Genomic DNA, 17,850 nt, shown 5'->3' on the forward strand with positions numbered 1-17,850 from the left:
GCCACATCCTCAACCCTCAACCCTCAACCTTTAACCGAAAGAACATATGCGTATCTACGTTGCTGGTCATCGCGGCATGGTGGGGCAGTCGCTCGTGAAGCGCCTGGGCAGCCTCGGGCACGAGGTCGTCACGCGCAGCCACGAGGAACTCGATCTGCTCGACCAGGAGGCCGTTCGCCGTTTCTTCGCCACCGAGCGCGTCGACCAGGTGTACCTGGCGGCAGCGAAGGTCGGCGGCATCCACGCCAACATGACCTATCCGGCGGAGTTCATCTACCAGAACCTGCTGATCGCCGCCAATGTCACGCACCAGGCCTTCCTTGCGAACGTCAAGCGCCTGCTGTTCCTCGGCTCCAGCTGCATCTATCCACGGATCACCGAGCAGCCGATCCGCGAGGACGCGCTGCTGGGCGGCCAGCTCGAGCCCACCAACGAGCCCTATGCCATCGCCAAGATCGCCGGCATCAAGCTGTGCGAGAGCTACAACCGCCAGTACGGCGCCTCGCACGGCATCGACTACCGCAGCGTGATGCCGTGCAACCTGTACGGCCCCGGCGACAACTACCACGCCGAGAACAGCCACGTGGTGCCGGCGCTGATCCGGCGCTTCCACCTTGCCAAGACCACCAATGCGCCCGAGGTGCTGATCTGGGGCACGGGCCAGGCCAGGCGCGAGTTCCTCTACGTGGACGACATGGCCGAAGGCTGCACCACCGTGATGGGCCTGAGCCGCGCGGGCTACGAGCAGCACACCACGCCGATGTGCGCCCACATCAACCTGGGCATGGGCGAGGACCAGACGATCGCCGAGCTGGCGCGGCTGGTCGGCGAGGTCGTGGGCTACCGGGGCCGCATCCGCTTCGATCCCTCGCGGCCGGACGGCGCGCCCAGAAAGCTGCTCGACGTGTCGTGCGCCGCCGCCATCGGATGGCACCCCACGGTGTCGCTGGCCGAGGGCTTGCAGCGCACCTATGCGGACTACCAGAAGTCGCTGCAGCCCGCCGCGCAGGAACTGGCGCACGCCTGAGCCCGCGCCGGCTCCCGCACGCAACAACAAACAAGCACAAGGCCTCCCATGAGAGCGCTCTCCTTCTGGTCAGGCATCGCCATCGCCTTCCTGTGCGGCTTGCTCGAGCCGGCCTGGGGCTATGCGGCGGTGTGCGCGCTGTCGCTGGTCCAGCTGTCGATGCTCCGCACGCCGGGGGCCAGCGTCTTCCTGCTGATCCACTACGCCACGATCCTGACCTACTTCTCCGTGGCACCGGCGATGCAGATCGCCGCCGACGTCTCGTTCTGGGACACGGGGGTGATCGGCCCGGTGGCGCACATGCAGGCGCTCACGCTGCTGCTGCTGTACATGGCGGGTGTCGAAGCAGCCCGGCTGGGCCTGCCTGACGCAACGGCACCGGCGCCGGCGCGCGCGCGCGCGGCGGCGCCCGAGCTGCCGGTGGCCGGCGTGGCCCACCCGGCGCTGCTGCTGCTGAGCGGCGCGGTCTCGGCCTTCGGCTCGCTGTTCATCCGCCCCGACCTGAACTTCATCGCGCGCGGCATGCCGGGGACCGAGGAAAACCTGCCGGTCGACTACATCGTCTATTCGACGCTGCCCAAGCTGATCGTGCTGGTCTGCTTCGTGGCGCTGGCGATCCATGCCATGCGCCGCGGCACGCTCTGGGCGTGGTGCGCCGCGGGCCTTTCGCTGGCAATGGCTGCCTTCGCCGCGAACCCGGTCAACACGGCGCGGCAGGTCCTGCTGATCGGCCTGCTGCCTCTTTTCATCCATCTCTTCGGCCGGGGCCGGCGCTGGATGCTGGCCCTGCTGATCTTCGGCGCCATCGCCGGGCTGGGCCCGGTGCTCAACCTGGTGTCGCGCGGCAGCTTCTGGGGCGAGACGCTCGCCACCTTTCCCTTCAGCCCGGACTTCGACGCGATGTACGTCGTGGCCGGCATCCTGGAGCGCGCATCCGAGCCCGAGCTCGGATGGGGGCGCTACCTGCTGTCGGCGTTCTCGTTCATCCTGCCGCGCGACCTGAAGCTGTTTCCGGACTTCGATCCGCTGGGGTGGCCCGCCATCCTGGGCAACTTCTCGCAGTCCAACCTGTCGCTGCCGCCCTTCACCACGGCGTACTTCGACTTCGGGCTGGCCGGGCCCGTGATGTTCGGCCTTGCGATCTCGGCCGGCTTCCGGGTGCTGGACAGGATGGTGGATCCGCGCGCCGCGCTGTCCGGCAGCTATCTGTGCGCGCTGGTGCTGCTGGCCGCCTACGTGCCGTTCCTGCGCGGGCCGATCCTCGGCTGGGGGCCGTTCGCGGCATCGGGGCTGATTGCGGCGCTGCTCGCCGGCCTGCTGAGTTCGCGCTTCCGCCCGGTGCGCCGCGCGGCGCGCTACGCCGCGCGCGCAGCCTGAGGTCCAGCATGTACAAGTACCTGTTCTACGACACGATCCGCCTGAACCGCGGCGCGGGCGGCGTGCTGAACGTGTCGGACCTGCTGCTGCGCAGGATGCGCCTGTGCAAGGGCGACCACATCCAGCCGGCCAGCGAACGGCATCCGCGCCTCTTCGCGGTGGCACGGCGCCTGCGCATCAGCCGGTTCCTGGTCGAGATACTGCTCTACAACTACCACCGGCTGCAGGCGCTGGTATCGGGCGAGCGGGTGTTCTCGCTGTTTCCCAACTACTTCCTGCCGTTCACGCTGTTCGGGCGCCACCGGGATTCGATCGTGATCGTCCACGACCTGCAGTACCGCTACTACCCCGCGTACTTCAGCCGCACCAAGCGCCTGTGGCTCGACTGGAACCTCAGGCGCGTGGCCCGCAGCGCAGCCGACGTGGTGTTCATCAGCAGGAGCAGCCAGCAGGATTTCGAGCGGTACTTCGGATGCTGCGAGCACGCGAGCGTCATCTTCAACCCGGTGGAGGCCACGCGCGCGGCCGGCTCGGCCAGTGCGTCCCGCGAGCCGCCCGTGGGCGAGCGCTACCTGATCGCGTCCTACCACTACTACCCGCACAAGAATTTCGGCGCCGCGCTGAAGCTCTTCGAGCGCATGAAGCGCGAGGGGCTGGTCGACTGGCTCGACATCACGGGCAACGGCGCGGCCGAGGTGAAACGGATGGTCGCCAGCATGGCACCCGAGCTCGGCAACTGCGTGCGGCACCGCGGGCTGGTCTCGCGCCAGGACCTGACGCGGCTTTATTGCGGCGCCACGGCCTTCATCTCGCTGTCGGCCTTCGAGGGCTTCAACCTCTCGGCCGCCGAAGCCGCCACCCTGGGCGTGCCGCTGCTGCTCTCGGACATTCCGGTGCACCGCGAGCTGTTCGGCGGCTACGCCTTCCTGATCGGCAGCGAGCCATGCGACATGGGCCGGCTGGCGCGGTACCTGGACGAGCACCGGGACACGCAGCCGCCCTGGCTGCATGCCGAAGCCTGCGCGCCCGGCGCGGTGGCCAGGCGCTATCTCATGCTCAAGCGCGAGGCCGTCTCGCTGGCCGGAGCCATGCAATGACACGCACTGCAGGCGCTCTTCGGCAGCTGCTCGCGGCGGGGCTGCTCGCTGCCGCCTGCGCGGCAACTGCGGCAGCGGCGGACAGCGGCTTTGGCGTGATGGTGCACTACCTGCCCGACAGGCAGTCGATCGCCGATGCCGCCCGCTTCGACGTCGAAGCGTTTGCGGCATCGCTCGCGCAGATGCGCGCCTCCCATCTCATCCTGACGCTCGGGCAGAACAACGGCCAGTACATCGCGCCGAATGCGGCGCTCGAGGCGCTGTGCCCGCACAGCGTCGCGGACCGGCCGCCGCGCGACCTGCCGCTGGAGATCGGCCGCGCGCTGCGCAGCCGCGGCATCGCCCTGGTGCTCTACCTGCCGTTTCGCGCGCCGCAGGCAGACCCCGAGCTGATGAATTGCCTGGGCGACATCTCCGAGCAGAAGCCGCCGCCGGCCGATTTCATCGCTGCATGGACCGCGGTGATCCGCGACTGGTCGCAGCACTATGGCGCACTGGCCAGGGGCTGGTGGTTCGACGGCGTCTACAACACGCGGGGCATCTCGCCGTCCGGCTGGGATGCGCTGTGCGCCGCGGCGCGCAGCGGCGCGCCCGACCGCTGGCTGGCCTTCAATGCCGGCGAGGGCCCGGCGCGCTTCAGCGCCAAGGCCGCGCCCTGCCAGAACCTGATGGCCGGCGAATTCATGCAGCCTCCCGCGCAGCTGAACGCACCGCGCTCGGAGCTGAAGTTCCATCTGCTGACGCCGCTCGGCGCCTCCTGGGGCCAGCCGACGCCGCCGCGCTTCACGGCCGCCCAGGTGCGCGGCTGGATCGCGCAGGCGAACGCCCGCGGCGGGCTCTTCACGCTCGACCTGCCGCTGGACGACGACTTCCAGTTTCTTCCCGCGCACGTCGCGCTGGTCCGCAATGCGACGGCGCCCCGGCCCTGACCCCATGACCATGACCCATTCACTTGCCTTCATCGTGGTGGAAGACCGCCAGAACAAGCCCCTGCTGCTGTGCCGCGAATCCGCGGCGCGTGCCGAGGAGCCGCTGATCGTGCTGTCGGGCACCGACGCCGGGCCCGGCTACGAGCGCCTGTGCCGCACCTACGTGCACCTGTCGAGCAATCCGCCGGAGTTCGAGAAGATCTGCTTCCGGCGCTACTTCCTGCTGTCGGAATACCTGCGCGCCCACCCCGAGCACCGCGAGTTCGTGCTGATCGACAGCGACGTGCTGCTGTTCCGCGGCATCGGCGCGCACATCCGGCGCGTGGCCGGCAAGGCGGATTTCTCTGGCTCCTACATGCGCACGAACGATGGCTGGGACCCCTGCCAGATATCGCCGCACGTCAGCTACTGGACCGCGGCGGGCCTGCAGCAGTTCATCGCCTTCCTGCTCAACACCTATGCATCGCCCAGCGGCCGCAGGAAGCTGCGCGCGATCGCGGCGCGGTTTGCCGCGCGGGGCGTGCGCGGCGGAGTGTCGGACATGACCCTGCTGCACCTCTGGGCCCATGCGAGCGGCAATGCGGCGCCCATCAACCGGGTGTTCGGCGGACGCGTGATCGACCACAACATCAACGGCGGGCACAACCTGCTCGTGAACGAATTCCAGGGCCGGGGCGGCGCCAAGCGCCTCGTGTTCGTCGGCGGCCAGCCCTGCGTGGTCACGCCGGCGGGCGAACTGGTGAACGTGCTGGCGCTGCACTTCCAGGGCAGCGCCAAGATCGCAATGGCGCACGTGCTGCACGGGCGGGTGCACACGGTCGCGCTGCTCACGGCCGCACTGCGGCTCGCGCGCCGGGCCAAGAACTGGGCCTTCGGCATGCGCCGGCTGGCGCAGCGCCCCGCGGGCGGCACGCGCTTCGCAGGCGCCGCCGGGCCGAAATGACACCACCGCGCGCACGCACCCAGGCACGGCCATGAACATGCTCCACCGCACCGCCCAGCTCACCGGCATGCGCGCGGTGCAGCTCCACGGCCTGGGCGCGCTGGCTTCGCGGCTCTACGTGTACCTTGCGGGCTTCGCGGCGCTGTTCCTGATGGCCGCGCATGTCTCGCCATCGGATTTCGGCGAATACTCGATCTACCAGTCGGTGATGGAAGTGGCGCTGGTGGTGGCCACGCTGGGCAGCCCGCTGCTGTTCGCGCGCCATGCCGCCACCGTGCCGCCGGGCGTGCGCCGCGGCGACGTGGTCCGCACGCTGGCCATCGGGCTTCCGCTGGCCGCGCTGCTGAGCGCCGCCGTGCTGCGCATCCAGCACCTGCCGGTGGTGGGCACGCCCTTCGCGCTGCTGATGGCGACGCTCGCGGTGTTCTCGCTCATGAGCCTGCGCCTGTCGTTCAGCCGGGGACTGGGCCGCGCCGGCCTGCTCAACCTGGAGGGCGGCATCCGCTCGACCATCCTGGTGATCGGCGTGGCGGCCTTTGCGGCCTGGGGCGCCGAGCTGCGCGCGACGCAGCTGCTGCTGATCAACCTGCTGGCCTTCGTGCTGGTGGGCGCGGCCTGCATGCAGACGCGCTGGGTCGCGGGCCCGCCGGCCGGGCCCGCCGCGCTCGAGCTGGCGTCGCAGGGCAGCGCCACCGTCTATTCGCTGCTGATCTTCCTGCTTCGCAAATCGGACCTGCTGGTGGTGGCCTTCTTCATGCCGCTCGGCTACGTGGGCGCCTTCAAGATCGCCTTCCTGCTGGCGGAGGCGCCCTCGCAGTTCGTGCAGGCCTTCCTCTACACCAAGACGCGCCCCATGCTGGGCACCGATCCCGCCAACGCGGACGGCACCGACCTGCGGCTCGCCAGGCACTCCTTCCTGCTGGGCTGCGCGCTCTTCGCCGGGCTCGGCGTCGTGATCACGGCCGCCGCGCCGCTGCTGAAGGTGGGGCGCGAGGCGCTCGAGATCTTCCTGTGCATGGCGCCCTACTTCCTGCTGCGCACCTACACGGTCCACCACGAGATGCTGCTCGCGCTCAGGGCGTCGATGGGCTCGCTGGGCCGGTGGGCGCTGACCGAGGTGCTGCTGCGGCTCATGGCCTACGGCGTGGTGGTGTCGATGTTTCCCGGCAAGCCGCACTACGTGTTCTTCATTGCCGCCGTGTCCGACCTGCTCCTCTACGAGGTGCGGATGCGCGCGCTGCTCGGCTTCTTTCCGCTCGCACGGCTGGTTCGCGGTTCCTTCCAGAGACCCTCATGAAAATCCTGCTCTATTCGATGAACTTCACGCCCGAGCTCGTCGGCATCGGCAAGTACTCGGGCGAGATGGCCCAGTGGCTGCATGCCAAGGGCCATGAAGTGCGGGTGATCGCCTCGCCGCCGTTCTTTCCGCACTGGGCGCCGTTCGAAGGGCACTCGGCCTGGGCCTACCGCAAGACCGACTGGAACGGCATCACGGTCTGGCGCGCCCCCACCTGGGTGCCGGCCAGGCCGCGCGCCCTGGCGCGCATGCTGCACCTGTTCTCCTTCATGCTGTCGAGCATGCCGCTGCTCTTCGGGCAGCTGCGCTGGAAGCCGGACCTGGTCTTCGTCGTGGAGCCGCCTCTTTTCTGCGCGCCGGCGGTGCTGTTCTTCTCGCGGATGCTGGGCATCAAGTCGTGGCTGCACATCCAGGACTACGAGGTGGACGCCGCCTTCGACCTGGGACTGGTGCGCGGCGCGCGGGTGCGGCGCTTCGCGCTCTCGGCCGAGCGGTGGCTGCTGAGCCGCTTCAGCCGGGTGTCGACCATCTCCGCCGCCATGCTCGACAAGGCCAGGAACAAGGGCATCGACGCGGCGCGGCTGGTGCTTCTTCCCAACTGGGTGGACGTGCGCTCGATCTTCCCGCACCCCGGCACCGCACCGGGCACGAACGGCTATCGGGCCATGCTCGGCATTCCGGACGACGCGGTCGTGGTGCTCTATGCGGGCAGCCTGGGCAACAAGCAGGGCATCGAGGTGCTGGCCGAGGCGGCAGGCCGGCTGGCGGCCGCCCGGCACATCCACTTCGTGCTCTGCGGCAACGGGCCGAGCCGCGAGCCGCTGAAGGCCGCCTGCGCAGGCCTGGACCACGTGCACTTCCTCGACCTGCAGCCGGCCGAGCGGCTCAACGAGCTGCTGGGCATGGCCGACATCCACGTGCTGCCGCAGCGCGCCGACGCGGCCGACCTGGTGATGCCCTCCAAGCTGGGCGGCATGCTCGCGAGCGGCAAGGCCGTGATCGTCACGGCCCATGCGGGCACCGAGCTGAGCAACGTGGTCTCCGGCCGCGGCCTGGTGGTTGCGCCCGGCGACGCCGATGCGCTGGCCGAGGCCATCGCGCAGCTCGCCACCTCGCGCCCGCAGCGCGAAGCCATGGGGGCGGCCGCGCGCTCCTTCGCCGAAACCGAGCTGGACCAGAACGCCATCCTGCAGCGCCTGGAGCGCGAGCTGCTGCGCTGCCTTGCCGACTGACACCACCACACACCCACCACCCACGACATCCACTTCCTCCAACTCCAACCTGGGGATCCACATGTCCGACACCACTCCTCCTTCCGACGCGCCGGATGCCGACCACCTGCCGGAGCGCCGGAAAGCCAGCCCGCCTGGCCTGTGTCCACCGCCCGAACCGCTGTGGCCGCACTTCCTCACCGGGCAGGAAGACGCGCCGGTGCGCGTGCTGCTCATCGACGACGACGAATTCATGCGGCGCGTGATCGCCCAGGAACTGCTGTCGGACATGCGCATCCAGCTCGAAGGGCAAGGCAGCAGCGTGCGCGACGGCCGCCGCCTGCTGGCCACCCACGAGTTCGACGTGCTGATGGTCGACCTGCGGCTGGGCGACGGCTCGGGCTTCGACCTGATCCGCGAGGCGCGCAAGCTGCACCGCTACTGCGAGATCATCGTGATCTCCGCGCTGGAGGACGATGCCCACGTGATGCACGCCTTCGAGCTCGGCGCCACCGGCTACCTGCTCAAGCATGCCTGGCTGCAGAGCTTTGCCGAGGCCGTGCTGCAGGTGGTCAACGGCGGCGCGGCCATCACGCCCAAGTTGACGCGCCGGCTGCTCACGCGCATGAACCTGCAGGGCAGCGGCGAGCGGCCGCCAACGGAAACGCCGCTGCGCGAAGCCACGCTGACGGCGCGCGAACGCGAGGTGCTGCGCTTCGTGGCGCGCGGCTGCGTCTCCAAGGAGATCAGCGTGCGGCTCGGCATCTCGGGGCAGACCGTCAACGCCCACATCAAGAACATCTACAAGAAGCTGCATGTGCATTCGCGCGCGCAGGCCGTGAGCCTGGCCACCCACACCGGCCAGCTCTGACCGGGGAAGCGCCCACCACACTTCACGAGGATGACGCCATGACCACCCCCACCATCCACCCCGTCGTGCTGTGCGGCGGCAGCGGCACGCGCCTGTGGCCTCTTTCGCGCAAGACCCTGCCCAAGCAGTTCGCACCGCTGATCGGCAACAAGAGCCTGCTGCAGCTGACGCTGGAGCGCCTGTGCAGCCTCAACCGCGACATCACCTGCGTGGCATCGGAAGACCACCGCTTCCTGGTGCGCGAGGCGGTCGACAAGGCCGGCGCCACCGGCCGCCAGATCCTGGAGCCGGTGGCACGCAACACGGCGGCCGCCATGGCCGCGGCGGCGCTGCGCGCAGGGCCTGACGACCTGCTGCTGTTCGCGCCGGCCGACCACCACATTCCCGACACCGCGCTTTTCGCGCAGACGGTGCGAAGCGGCATCGACGCGGCGCTGGCTGGGCGCATCGTGACCTTCGGCGTGGCGCCCAGCTTCGCGAGCACGGCCTATGGCTACATCGAGGCCGGCGCGCCCGCGGCCGACGGCCACAGCCACGCCGTAGTGCGCTTCGTGGAAAAGCCCACGGCCGCCGTGGCCGAGTCGCTGATCCTGCACGGCGGCTACTGCTGGAACGCCGGCATCTTCCTGGCGCGCGCCGGCATCCTCGTTGCGGCGCTGCGCACGCATGCGCCCGACATCCTCGAGGCCTGCGAACGCGCCACCGCCGCCATCACGGCCGACGGCAGCTTCGACCGGCTGGACCGCGAGGCCTTCGAGGCCTGCCGCAGCGACAGCATCGACTATGCGGTGCTGGAAAAGCACGAGGCCATCTCGGTCGTCAAGTTCAACGGCAACTGGAGCGACGTCGGCAGCTGGAACGCGGTGGCCACGCTGCACCCGCAGGACGGCAGCGGCAACCGCCTGAGCGGCAACGCCAGCGCGCTGCGTTCGAGCGACACCTTCATCCACGCGCCGCACCGCCGCGTGGTGGCGCTGGGCACGCGCGGCCTGATCATCGTGGACACGCCCGACGCCGTGCTGGTGGCGGGCGCGGACTGCGCCGAGCAGGTCGGCGAGGTGGTGCGGATGCTCGCGGCCGAAGGCCAGGCCGAGGCCACCGAACACCGGCGCGTGGTGCGCCCCTGGGGCGCCTACGACAAGCTCGACTTCGGCGAGCGCTTCCAGGTGAAGCGGCTCACCGTCAAGCCCGGCGCCAAGCTGTCGCTGCAGATGCATCACCACCGCGCCGAGCACTGGATCGTGGTGCAGGGCACGGCCAAGGCCACCTGCGACGGGCAGGTCACGCTGGTGCGCGAGAACGAATCCATCTACCTGCCGCTGGGCGCCATCCACCGGCTGGAGAACCCGGGCAAGACGATGCTCGAAGTGATCGAGGTACAGACCGGCGGCTACCTGGGCGAGGACGACATCGTGCGCTTCGACGACACCTACGGCCGCTGCCCTTCGCTCAAGGCGCGTGGCGGCGATGCATTGCCGCTGCCGGATGCCGCCGTGGCCGCCGCGGCCTCGGTGCCCGTGGTGGCTGCCATGCCGGTGGCCGCGCCGCAGCTGGCGCCCGCACCGTAGCACCGCACGGCCATCACGCAGCATCCGCCGTGACCAAGCTCTGGCCTGCGCTGCTGGCCGCCGCCCTGCTCTCGGGCTGCGCGGCGCCCGGCACCACGCCGCCGGCCACGGCCGTTGCGGCGGCGCCCGCCGCCGGCGCGGTGGCGTGGCAGTACGTGCGCTCGACCTGGCACGAAGCGCGGCTGCCGGGCATGGGCGTGAGCCACCGCTACGAGAGCAGCATCGGCTGGGTCGACGTCTACCTGTACGACCTGAAGCAGGGCCACTGGCAGGCCGGTGTCGACGACCCGCGCTTCGCAGCGCAGTTCGAGTCTTCCGTGAACGAGGTCCGGCTCGCGGTGGCGCGCGGCCTCTATGCCGAAGTGGAGGTCGGCCCCATCACCGACGTGCGGATCGAGGGGCAGGACTTTCGCCGCGTGAGCCTGCGCATCGTGCATGCCGTCACGCGAAAGGCCTACGAGTCGTTCACCTTTCTCACGGCCCGCAACGGCCGGCTGCTGAAGTACCGCATGTCCTTCGACACGCCGGCACCGGCCAACGTGGACGCCATTGCGCGCGAGTTCATCGAGCGCAACCTGCGCAGCGGGCCCGACATGCCGAGGGCCGCGCAGCCGCTCTTCGATACCTGAGCTGCCTCGGAGCACCGCAAAAATACTGTTCTTTTGTACAGTGTTTCCTCTAGAATTACTCGTCTCCAAGAGCAAACATTCAAGGCGACACCATGACCACCGCCAGCCCGCCGGCGTCCTCAGCGCGAATCCTGTTTTTCTCGCCGCTTCGGCGTTCGCAGCCGCGCCAGCCCGTGGGCCGGATCTCGACCTGGCCCTTTCGCGTGGCCACCGAAAAAGACCGCGACGGCGGCGGCCTGCCTGGCGATGGCAACGAGGTGCGCATGCATGCGGCGCGCGTGCTGCGCACCACGGCCGAGCACTGGTGGCCGCCGGCCGGCTGAATGGAAATTGCCTAGGCGCCGCCTTCTGCGCCGGGTTCGCCCAGCAGGTCCTGCGCGTCGTCGTCGAAGCCCGCGATCGGCTGGGCCTTGGCCAGCGCGAGCCACACGCCGAACGGAATGCGATCGAAGGCGCGGTGCACGGCGGCGCGCGCCACCACCAGCCTTTCGCCTTCGAGCACGAGCACGCCGCACTCCGGCGGAATCTCGTCGGGCGAGGCAATGCAGCGGCCGCGCGCATCGTTGCCCAGCACGTACCAGCACTCGCCACCCAGGTCGAGGTAGGCCGCGCGCTTGTCGGGCTTGCGCAGGTCGCCCAGCAGGTCGGCGCGGCTCACCTTCACCTCGTGCACGATGGGGTGCGCATAGGCCTCGACGCTGGTATTGCGGATCGAGAACACGTCGGGCCTGGCGATGCACCAGCGCGGCTTGCCGCCCTCTTCGAGCGGCGGCAGGCGTGCCCGCAGGCCGAGGCCGCGCCAGGCGATGCGGCCGCCGCGCGTCATTTCGCGCGCCACGCGCTCGACCAGCGACTCGTGCGGCGAGAGCGCCGCACGGTTGAGGGTGAGCGTGGTGGCAATGCGCGCAATGCCGGCATCGGTCACGCGCAGGGTTTCATGGCCATGCGGCGTGCGCACGCGCTCGAGGAACCCGCCCGCGAGCAGCTCGACCTCGATGGCGTCGCAGCAGGGCCAGCCCGCCGAACGGTAGACCTCGCGCAACCGCCGCGCATGCAGCTTGCCGAACGGCACTTCGCCGGCCTTCTGCATGGGCGGCGGAGGATCGATCACGGGCCGCGGAAAACCGGGGTCGGTGAACGGCGGCTCCACGGGCGGCGGATCGCCCTCGGGCGGGGGCCCGGGCGGCGGTGGCGGCGGCACGGGAATGGGCACGTCGGGCGCGGGCGGCGGCGGGCCGATCGGCGTGTCGACGACGGGATCGAGGGCGAGTGCGGGCATGGGAGAAACAGGTTAGCTAAAAGTCGTGGGGCGCGCGAGACATGGAACGATCGGTTGCATTCGATTGCCCGGCCCTCAATCAATGGAAGTCGCGGCTGGTGTTGCTCTGCGCCAGCCGGCCCATGAGCGGCGTCAGGTCCTTGAAGCCGGTGGCGATCAGGTGCTGCACCTTGCCGCCGCTGTCGTCGTCGCGCTGCCAGGTGCCCTGCACCGCGAGCAGGTGCGACTTCAGCAGCGGCTCGCGCCAGGCCTCGATGACATGGCTCCAGACGATCACGTTGACGTTGCCGGTCTCGTCCTCGAGCGTGACGAAGATGGTGCCGTTGGCGGTGCCCGGGCGCTGGCGGCCCTTGACGATGCCGCAGGCGCGCACGGTCTGGCCGCTGGGCTGCGCGCGCAGCTGCTCCGCGCTCATGAGCTTCATGCGCGCGAGGCGCGGTCGCAGCAGCGCGAGCGGATGGCGGCGCAGCGTGAGGCCGAGCGCGGCGTAGTCGCCGACGATCTCCTCGCCCTCGGGCGCGGCGGGCAGCTGCAGCACCGGCTCGTTGATCGGCACGCCCTTGAGCAGGGCCGGCGAGCGCCGCTGCGCGGTGGCGTCCCACACCTGCTGGCGGCGGTGGCCCGACAGCGACATCAGCGCATCGGCCGCGGCCAGCGCCGCCATGTCCTTGCCGTCGAGCTCGGCGCGCAGCGCGAGGTCTTCGGTGCTGGTGAAGGGCGCCTGGGCGCGCGCTTTCAGCAGGCGTTCGGCGCCTTCCTTGCTGAGGCTCGAAATGCGGTTCAGGCCGAGCCGCACCGCAGGCTGGTTCTCGCGGCCGAGGCGATCGGCATAGCGCGCATCGGTGCCCGGCGGCATGCGCGGCGCATCAGGGGCGCGGGCTTCGAGCGTGGTGTCGATGTCGCTGCAGGTCACGTCGGCCGGCCGCACCTCGACGCCGTGCCGCCGCGCATCCTGCACCAGCTGCGAGGGGCTGTAGAAGCCCATCGGCTGCGAGTCGAGCAGCGCCGCAAGGAAGCAGGCCGGCTCGTAGTTCTTGAGCCAGCTGCTCACGGTGACCAGCAGCGCAAAGCTCGCGGCGTGGCTTTCGGGAAAGCCGTAGTCGCCGAAGCCGAGGATCTGCTTGAAGATGGCCTCGGCAAACTCGGCCTTGTAGCCGTGGTCGGTCATGCCCTTCACGAGCTTGTGGTGGAACTTCTCGAGGCCGCCCTTGCGCTTCCAGGCCGCCATCGCGCGGCGCAGCTGGTCGGCCTCGTCGGCGGTGAACCTGGCCGCGATCATCGCGATCTGCATCACCTGCTCCTGGAAGATCGGAATGCCCAGCGTGCGCTCCAGGGCGGGCTTGAGTTCTTCCTTCTCGTAATGGATCTCCAGGCCCTTGGCCACCCGCTCGCGCTGCTTGAGGTAGGGATGCACCATGCCGCCCTGGATGGGCCCGGGCCGCACGATCGCGACCTCGATCACCAGGTCTTCATAGCAGCGCGGCTTCAGCCGCGGCAGCATCGACATCTGCGCCCGGCTCTCGATCTGGAACACGCCGATGGTGTCGGCGTCGCAGATCATGTCGAACACCTTCTGGTCGTCGTTGGGGATGTGGTGCATCTGCACCATCGAGCCGCGCCAACGGTTCATGTGGTCGAGCCCGCGCCGTATCGCACTGAGCATGCCGAGCGCGAGCACGTCGACCTTGAGCATGCCCATGGCTTCGAGGTCGTCCTTCTCCCACTGGATGACGGAGCGGTCCTTCATGGACGCCTTCTCGACCGGCACCAGCCGCGTGAGCCGGGTGTGCGTGAGCACGAAGCCGCCCACGTGCTGGCTCAGGTGGCGCGGAAAGCCCTTGAGCCGCCGCGTCATCTCGATCCACTGCACCAGCTTGAGCTCGTCTTCCTCCACGCCCACGCGCGCGGCCGCCTTGAACAGCTGCTCGCCCAGCACGGTGTCGTCGAACCAGTAGTGGTCCTTGGCGAATTCGTCGATCAGCCGCTCGTCGATGCCCATGGCCTTGCCCACGTCGCGCAAGGCGCTGCGGGCGCGGTAGCAGATGACGACGGCCGCGATGGCCGCGCGCTCGCGGCCGTACTTCTTGTAGATGTACTGGATGACTTCCTCGCGCCGCTGGTGCTCGAAGTCGACGTCGATGTCGGGCGGCTCGTGGCGGTGGCGGCTCAGGAAGCGCTCGAACAGCAGGTGGCCTTTTTCGGGATTGATCGCGGTGATGCCCAGGCAATAGCAGACCGCCGAATTGGCCGAGGAACCGCGGCCCTGGCAGAGGATGTCCTGCGACCTGGCGAAGCGCACGATGTCTTCCACCGTGAGAAAGAACATCTCGTACTTCATCTCGACGATCAGCGCGAGTTCCTTCTCGAGCTGCGCCCGCACCTTGTCCGGGATGCCCTCCGGAAAACGCACCTGCGCCCCTTCCCACGTCTTGCGCACCAGCGTCTGGGCCGGCGTTTCGCTGCTGCCCACGGTTTCGAGCGGGTACTTGTAGTTCTCGCGGATCACCTCGGGGTCGAAGCGGCAGCGTCCGGCCACCACCAGCGTGTTCGCGAGCATCCGGGGCAGATAGAGCTCGGCCAGCCGCACGCGCTGCCGCAGGTGCCGCTCGGCATTGGACTGCAGCGCAAAGCCGCACTCGGCCACTGTCTTTCCTTCGCGCACGGCCGTCAGCACGTCGTGCAGCGGCTTGGCGGAGCGCGCATGCATGTGCACGTCGCCGGCCGCCACCAGCGGCACGTCCGTCTGCTCGCCCGCCTGCATCAGCGCGGCGAACCAGAGGTCGTCGTCGAGCTCGTTGAGCATTTCCACCGCCAGCCACAGGTTGCCTGCGTAGAGCGCCTTGGCGGCCAGCAGGTCTTCATGCAGCGTGGCCGCGTCCACGGCGGCGCCCGGCTCGCGGTGCGGCACGAAGAGGACCTGGCAGTCCTGCAGCGAGGCCACGTCGCTGTGCTCCCAGCTCACGCGGTACTCGCCCTTGGGCAGCTCGGTGTTGCGCGCGGCGGTGATGAACTCGCAGAGGTTGCCCCAGCCTTCGGTATCGTTCGCAATCACCACCAGCCTGAAGCGCTCGAAGCGGAACTCGCTGCCGAACAGCAGCCGGAAGCCGGGGTTGCGCGGCAGCGGTGGTTCGCCGGGATGCTCGCGCTCGTATTCCTCGAGCTTGGCCGGCAGGTCGCGCAGGCAGACGTGCGCGCGCACGATGCCCGCCACCGAGCATTCGTCGGTGATGGCCAGCGCGGTGTAGCCGAGCTGGTAGGCGCGCTCGACCAGTTCCTCGGGCGTGGAGGCGCCGCGCTGGAAGCTGAAGTTGCTCAGGCAGTGCAGCTCGGCGTAGTCGGGCAGCGTGGGCGCAGGCTTCTTGCGCAAAGGCAAGGGCAGCGCATGCACCTTGGCCGAGTTGCGCCCGCGCAGCTGCTTTTCGCTGAGGTCAGGCATAGAACCCCTGCAGGTACCAGCGCACTTCGCCCGGAGAAAAACGCGCCGAGGGCCGCTCGCGAAAGATCCACACCAGGCCGGCCTCGGGGCTTTCCGCCACGTAGTAGTCGCGCATCGCGGGCTGGCCGCCGTCTTCCTTGCCGCCCCACCAGCCCGCCTCGATGCGCTGCGGCCCGACCAGCTTGCGCAGCGGGCCGCGGTAGCACGGGCTCTCGCCGTCCATCTCGAGCAGCAGCGGCTCGGGCAGCAGCCAGGGCGGGTAGATGGCATCGGGCTGCAAGGCCGCGGCCTTCGCTTGCCTGCCGGCCTTGTCCGCCGGCGCCTTGTCCAGCTGCAGCGCGGGGCGCCAGGCCTGCTTGCGCTCGGGCCGGTGGTCGGCCTGCGCCGCGGGCACCACCACCTGGTGCGCTCCGAGCCGCGCGCTGAGCCGCTCGACCATCTCGTGCAGCCTGTCGCCCTTGCGGTTGTCCTCGGGCAGGAAGCTGGTGCTGGCGCCGGCCCACGGATCGGTTTCGAGCGTGCGCAGCCGGAGCCAGCTCGCGGGCGCCGCGAGCGTGGTGAGGGCGAGCTTTTCGGACAGCAGGCGGCGCAGGTGCGCCATGTCCTGCGTGGGCTCGGCCGTGCGCACGGTGACCTGCTGGTGCGGCGGCAGGTTCACGCCGTTGAAGCGCTTGAGGTCGAGCGTCCACTGCAGTTCGAGCGCACGCGCGCCGCGCTGGCGCGCACGCAGCCAGATCTGCAGCGCCGCGAGCAGGCGGTTGGCCGACCACATCAATTCGGGCGCGGTCTCGGCCAGCGCGGGCAGCTCCAGCTTCTGCTCGAACACATCGGGCAGCGTGAGCCAGTCGTGGCTTTCGGGGGAGAGGCCCCAGGCGGTGTCGAGCGCCTTGCGCAGTTCCGCGCCGAAGCGCCGCGTGAGGCCGCCGCGCGGCAGGGCCGCCACCTCGCCCCAGGTGCGGCAGCCCAGCCGCGCGAGCAGGTCGAGGTGGGGGTGCGCGGCCGTCAGCGTGTCCAGCGGCAGGCCGGCGGGAATGTCCTTGGGCCGGTTCTCGTTGCGTTCGAACAGGCGCAGCCGCGCCAGCGCGATGAGGCTGGTGGCGCCCTGCGCGCCGCGCATCACGGCACCGGGCGCGGGGTTCTCGTGGGCCAGCTGGCGCATCAGCGACGAGCGCCCGCCCCACAGGCGCTCGCAGGCCGAGACTTCGAGCATCAGCGCCTCGTCCTGCCAGGCGACGTGCGGCGTGTAGCGCAGCGCCCACCAGCCCAGCGCCTCGGGCGTGGGAAGCACCGGGGCATCGGGCGCGTCGGCATCAAGCGACCACCGCAATGCGATCCAGTGCATTCCCGTTTCCTTTCCACGCATCGATGCGCACCACGGTGGCCGACCCGGCGGCCTCGGCGGCCGGCGCCGTGCCCTGCTGCTGCAGCCGCAGCTTGCGGCGCAGCCGGGCGGCGGCCAGCAACGCGGCCATGCGCTCGTTGCGCGCGGGCAGCATCACGGGCGCGGCCAGCGGCGGTCCGCGCCGCTTGAGGATGCGCAGTTCGATCTGCGATGCATCGGCCTCGCAGCTTTCCACCTGGAGGCGCAGCCGCGCCGGCGATGCGCCCTGCGCGGCCGATGCGGGCCGGCACACGAAGAGCAGCACGTCGTGCTGGGCGGCCGCCAGCTGCAGCCGGCGCAGCTCGCCCACCCGGGCCTGCGGCAGCCAGGCCAGCACGGCGGACACGTCGGCGCAGCGCAGCGCCTGCTCGCAGGCCCACAGCCGCGCGGCCGGCGCATCGCTGCGCACCCACATCAGCGCCTCCACCGGCAGCCCCTGCGCCGCAAGCGCCGCCGCGCAGGGCTCGTAGGGCGCGCCGACCAGCACCACCGGCCCGCCGTGCGCCTGCACCGCCTGCGCCAGCGCGGGCAGCAGCAGGCGCCAGACATGCGCCTCGGGCGCAGCCTGCAGCAGTTCCGTCATGGCGCCGACCGGCCAGCCGCCGCCCGGCAGCTGCGCGTCGAGCGCGGCATGGCCGGTGGCAACCACCTGCGCATCGGCCAGGCCGAGCTCGTCGGCATGCCAGACGCCACGGCCCGCGGCAGCGGAAAAGGAGTCGAGGAAAGGGAGGCCCATGATTGAATCGTTAACTGTATTTTTATACAGTATTCCGATCCTCGCAAGGCAATGGAAATCCCGCCCTTC

At 70.0% G+C, this 17,850-nt stretch carries 15 protein-coding genes; 11 read left to right on the plus strand and 4 right to left on the minus strand.

Going from position 1 to position 17,850, the window contains the following annotated elements:
* The first annotated feature begins 46 nt into the window (after window positions 1-46).
* The 11 genes from AC1DMS_RS05055 (at window position 47) to AC1DMS_RS05105 (ending at window position 11,272) form a co-directional block, all read left to right on the plus strand.
* Entirely contained in the window at window positions 47-1,027 is a 981-nt protein-coding gene (locus tag AC1DMS_RS05055) for a GDP-L-fucose synthase family protein (RefSeq protein WP_012748290.1), read from the plus strand.
* Between the two features lie 48 nt (window positions 1,028-1,075).
* Complete coding sequence (locus tag AC1DMS_RS05060; RefSeq protein WP_412511230.1) at window positions 1,076-2,404, plus strand: hypothetical protein; 1,329 nt, start codon at window positions 1,076-1,078, stop codon at window positions 2,402-2,404.
* Between the two features lie 8 nt (window positions 2,405-2,412).
* On the plus strand, window positions 2,413-3,501 hold the full coding sequence (locus AC1DMS_RS05065; RefSeq protein ID WP_012748292.1) for a glycosyltransferase: 1,089 nt from the start codon (window positions 2,413-2,415) through the stop codon (window positions 3,499-3,501).
* Window positions 3,498-4,430 carry a hypothetical protein gene (locus tag AC1DMS_RS05070; RefSeq protein WP_478180726.1) on the plus strand — a complete coding sequence of 311 codons (933 nt, stop codon included), beginning with the start codon at window positions 3,498-3,500 and terminating at the stop codon, window positions 4,428-4,430. The genes AC1DMS_RS05065 and AC1DMS_RS05070 overlap by 4 nt, the downstream gene beginning before the upstream one ends.
* 10 nt (window positions 4,431-4,440) lie before the next feature.
* Window positions 4,441-5,373 carry a hypothetical protein gene (locus AC1DMS_RS05075; RefSeq protein WP_412511232.1) on the plus strand — a complete coding sequence of 311 codons (933 nt, stop codon included), beginning with the start codon at window positions 4,441-4,443 and terminating at the stop codon, window positions 5,371-5,373.
* 31 nt (window positions 5,374-5,404) lie between these two features.
* On the plus strand, window positions 5,405-6,670 hold the full coding sequence (locus tag AC1DMS_RS05080) for a lipopolysaccharide biosynthesis protein (RefSeq protein WP_478180727.1): 1,266 nt from the start codon (window positions 5,405-5,407) through the stop codon (window positions 6,668-6,670).
* A complete protein-coding gene (locus AC1DMS_RS05085; RefSeq protein WP_018904692.1) occupies window positions 6,667-7,902 on the plus strand; it encodes a glycosyltransferase WbuB in 1,236 nt (411 codons plus the stop codon). The genes AC1DMS_RS05080 and AC1DMS_RS05085 overlap by 4 nt, the downstream gene beginning before the upstream one ends.
* Window positions 7,903-7,963: 61 nt before the next feature.
* The gene (locus AC1DMS_RS05090) at window positions 7,964-8,752 is read left to right on the plus strand and encodes a LuxR C-terminal-related transcriptional regulator (RefSeq protein WP_012748297.1); all 789 of its coding nucleotides are present in this window, start codon (window positions 7,964-7,966) and stop codon (window positions 8,750-8,752) included.
* A gap of 38 nt (window positions 8,753-8,790) precedes the next feature.
* Window positions 8,791-10,320, plus strand: a complete 1,530-nt coding sequence (locus AC1DMS_RS05095; RefSeq protein WP_478180728.1) for a mannose-1-phosphate guanylyltransferase/mannose-6-phosphate isomerase — start codon at window positions 8,791-8,793, stop codon at window positions 10,318-10,320.
* A 29-nt stretch (window positions 10,321-10,349) separates the two neighbouring features.
* Window positions 10,350-10,949: a hypothetical protein gene (locus AC1DMS_RS05100; protein WP_436300208.1), complete on the plus strand. Its 600-nt coding sequence runs from the start codon at window positions 10,350-10,352 to the stop codon at window positions 10,947-10,949.
* 92 nt (window positions 10,950-11,041) lie between these two features.
* Window positions 11,042-11,272, plus strand: a complete 231-nt coding sequence (locus AC1DMS_RS05105) for a hypothetical protein (protein ID WP_018904695.1) — start codon at window positions 11,042-11,044, stop codon at window positions 11,270-11,272.
* A gap of 11 nt (window positions 11,273-11,283) precedes the next feature.
* On the opposite strand, the gene AC1DMS_RS05110 is transcribed toward AC1DMS_RS05105, so the two are convergent.
* The 4 genes from AC1DMS_RS05110 to imuA form a co-directional block, all read right to left on the minus strand.
* A complete protein-coding gene (locus AC1DMS_RS05110; protein ID WP_436300209.1) occupies window positions 11,284-12,228 on the minus strand; it encodes a hypothetical protein in 945 nt (314 codons plus the stop codon).
* A 79-nt stretch (window positions 12,229-12,307) separates the two neighbouring features.
* The gene (locus AC1DMS_RS05115) at window positions 12,308-15,664 is read right to left on the minus strand and encodes an error-prone DNA polymerase (protein WP_478180729.1); all 3,357 of its coding nucleotides are present in this window, start codon (window positions 15,662-15,664) and stop codon (window positions 12,308-12,310) included.
* Window positions 15,657-17,006: a Y-family DNA polymerase gene (locus AC1DMS_RS05120; protein WP_478180730.1), complete on the minus strand. Its 1,350-nt coding sequence runs from the start codon at window positions 17,004-17,006 to the stop codon at window positions 15,657-15,659. Before AC1DMS_RS05120 ends, AC1DMS_RS05115 begins: the two co-directional genes overlap by 8 nt.
* A complete protein-coding gene (gene imuA / locus AC1DMS_RS05125) occupies window positions 16,975-17,781 on the minus strand; it encodes a translesion DNA synthesis-associated protein ImuA (protein WP_478180731.1) in 807 nt (268 codons plus the stop codon). The genes AC1DMS_RS05120 and imuA overlap by 32 nt, the downstream gene beginning before the upstream one ends.
* Window positions 17,782-17,850: the final 69 nt, after the last annotated feature.

This window comes from Variovorax sp. 05T418 (assembly GCF_056396385.1).

Excerpts from the sequence above, each read along its gene's own strand:
- AC1DMS_RS05055 (WP_012748290.1), top strand. The coding sequence starts at position 47 with ATGCGTATCTACGTTGCTGGTCATCGCGGCATGGTGGGGCAGTCGCTC.
- AC1DMS_RS05060 (WP_412511230.1), top strand. The coding sequence starts at position 1,076 with ATGAGAGCGCTCTCCTTCTGGTCAGGCATCGCCATCGCCTTCCTGTGC.
- AC1DMS_RS05065 (WP_012748292.1), top strand. The coding sequence starts at position 2,413 with ATGTACAAGTACCTGTTCTACGACACGATCCGCCTGAACCGCGGCGCG.
- AC1DMS_RS05070 (WP_478180726.1), top strand. The coding sequence starts at position 3,498 with ATGACACGCACTGCAGGCGCTCTTCGGCAGCTGCTCGCGGCGGGGCTG.
- AC1DMS_RS05075 (WP_412511232.1), top strand. The coding sequence starts at position 4,441 with ATGACCCATTCACTTGCCTTCATCGTGGTGGAAGACCGCCAGAACAAG.
- AC1DMS_RS05080 (WP_478180727.1), top strand. The coding sequence starts at position 5,405 with ATGAACATGCTCCACCGCACCGCCCAGCTCACCGGCATGCGCGCGGTG.
- AC1DMS_RS05085 (WP_018904692.1), top strand. The coding sequence starts at position 6,667 with ATGAAAATCCTGCTCTATTCGATGAACTTCACGCCCGAGCTCGTCGGC.
- AC1DMS_RS05090 (WP_012748297.1), top strand. The coding sequence starts at position 7,964 with ATGTCCGACACCACTCCTCCTTCCGACGCGCCGGATGCCGACCACCTG.
- AC1DMS_RS05095 (WP_478180728.1), top strand. The coding sequence starts at position 8,791 with ATGACCACCCCCACCATCCACCCCGTCGTGCTGTGCGGCGGCAGCGGC.
- AC1DMS_RS05105 (WP_018904695.1), top strand. The coding sequence starts at position 11,042 with ATGACCACCGCCAGCCCGCCGGCGTCCTCAGCGCGAATCCTGTTTTTC.
- AC1DMS_RS05110 (WP_436300209.1), bottom strand. The coding sequence starts at position 12,228 with ATGCCCGCACTCGCCCTCGATCCCGTCGTCGACACGCCGATCGGCCCG.
- AC1DMS_RS05115 (WP_478180729.1), bottom strand. The coding sequence starts at position 15,664 with ATGCCTGACCTCAGCGAAAAGCAGCTGCGCGGGCGCAACTCGGCCAAG.
- AC1DMS_RS05120 (WP_478180730.1), bottom strand. The coding sequence starts at position 17,006 with ATGCACTGGATCGCATTGCGGTGGTCGCTTGATGCCGACGCGCCCGAT.
- imuA (WP_478180731.1), bottom strand. The coding sequence starts at position 17,781 with ATGGGCCTCCCTTTCCTCGACTCCTTTTCCGCTGCCGCGGGCCGTGGC.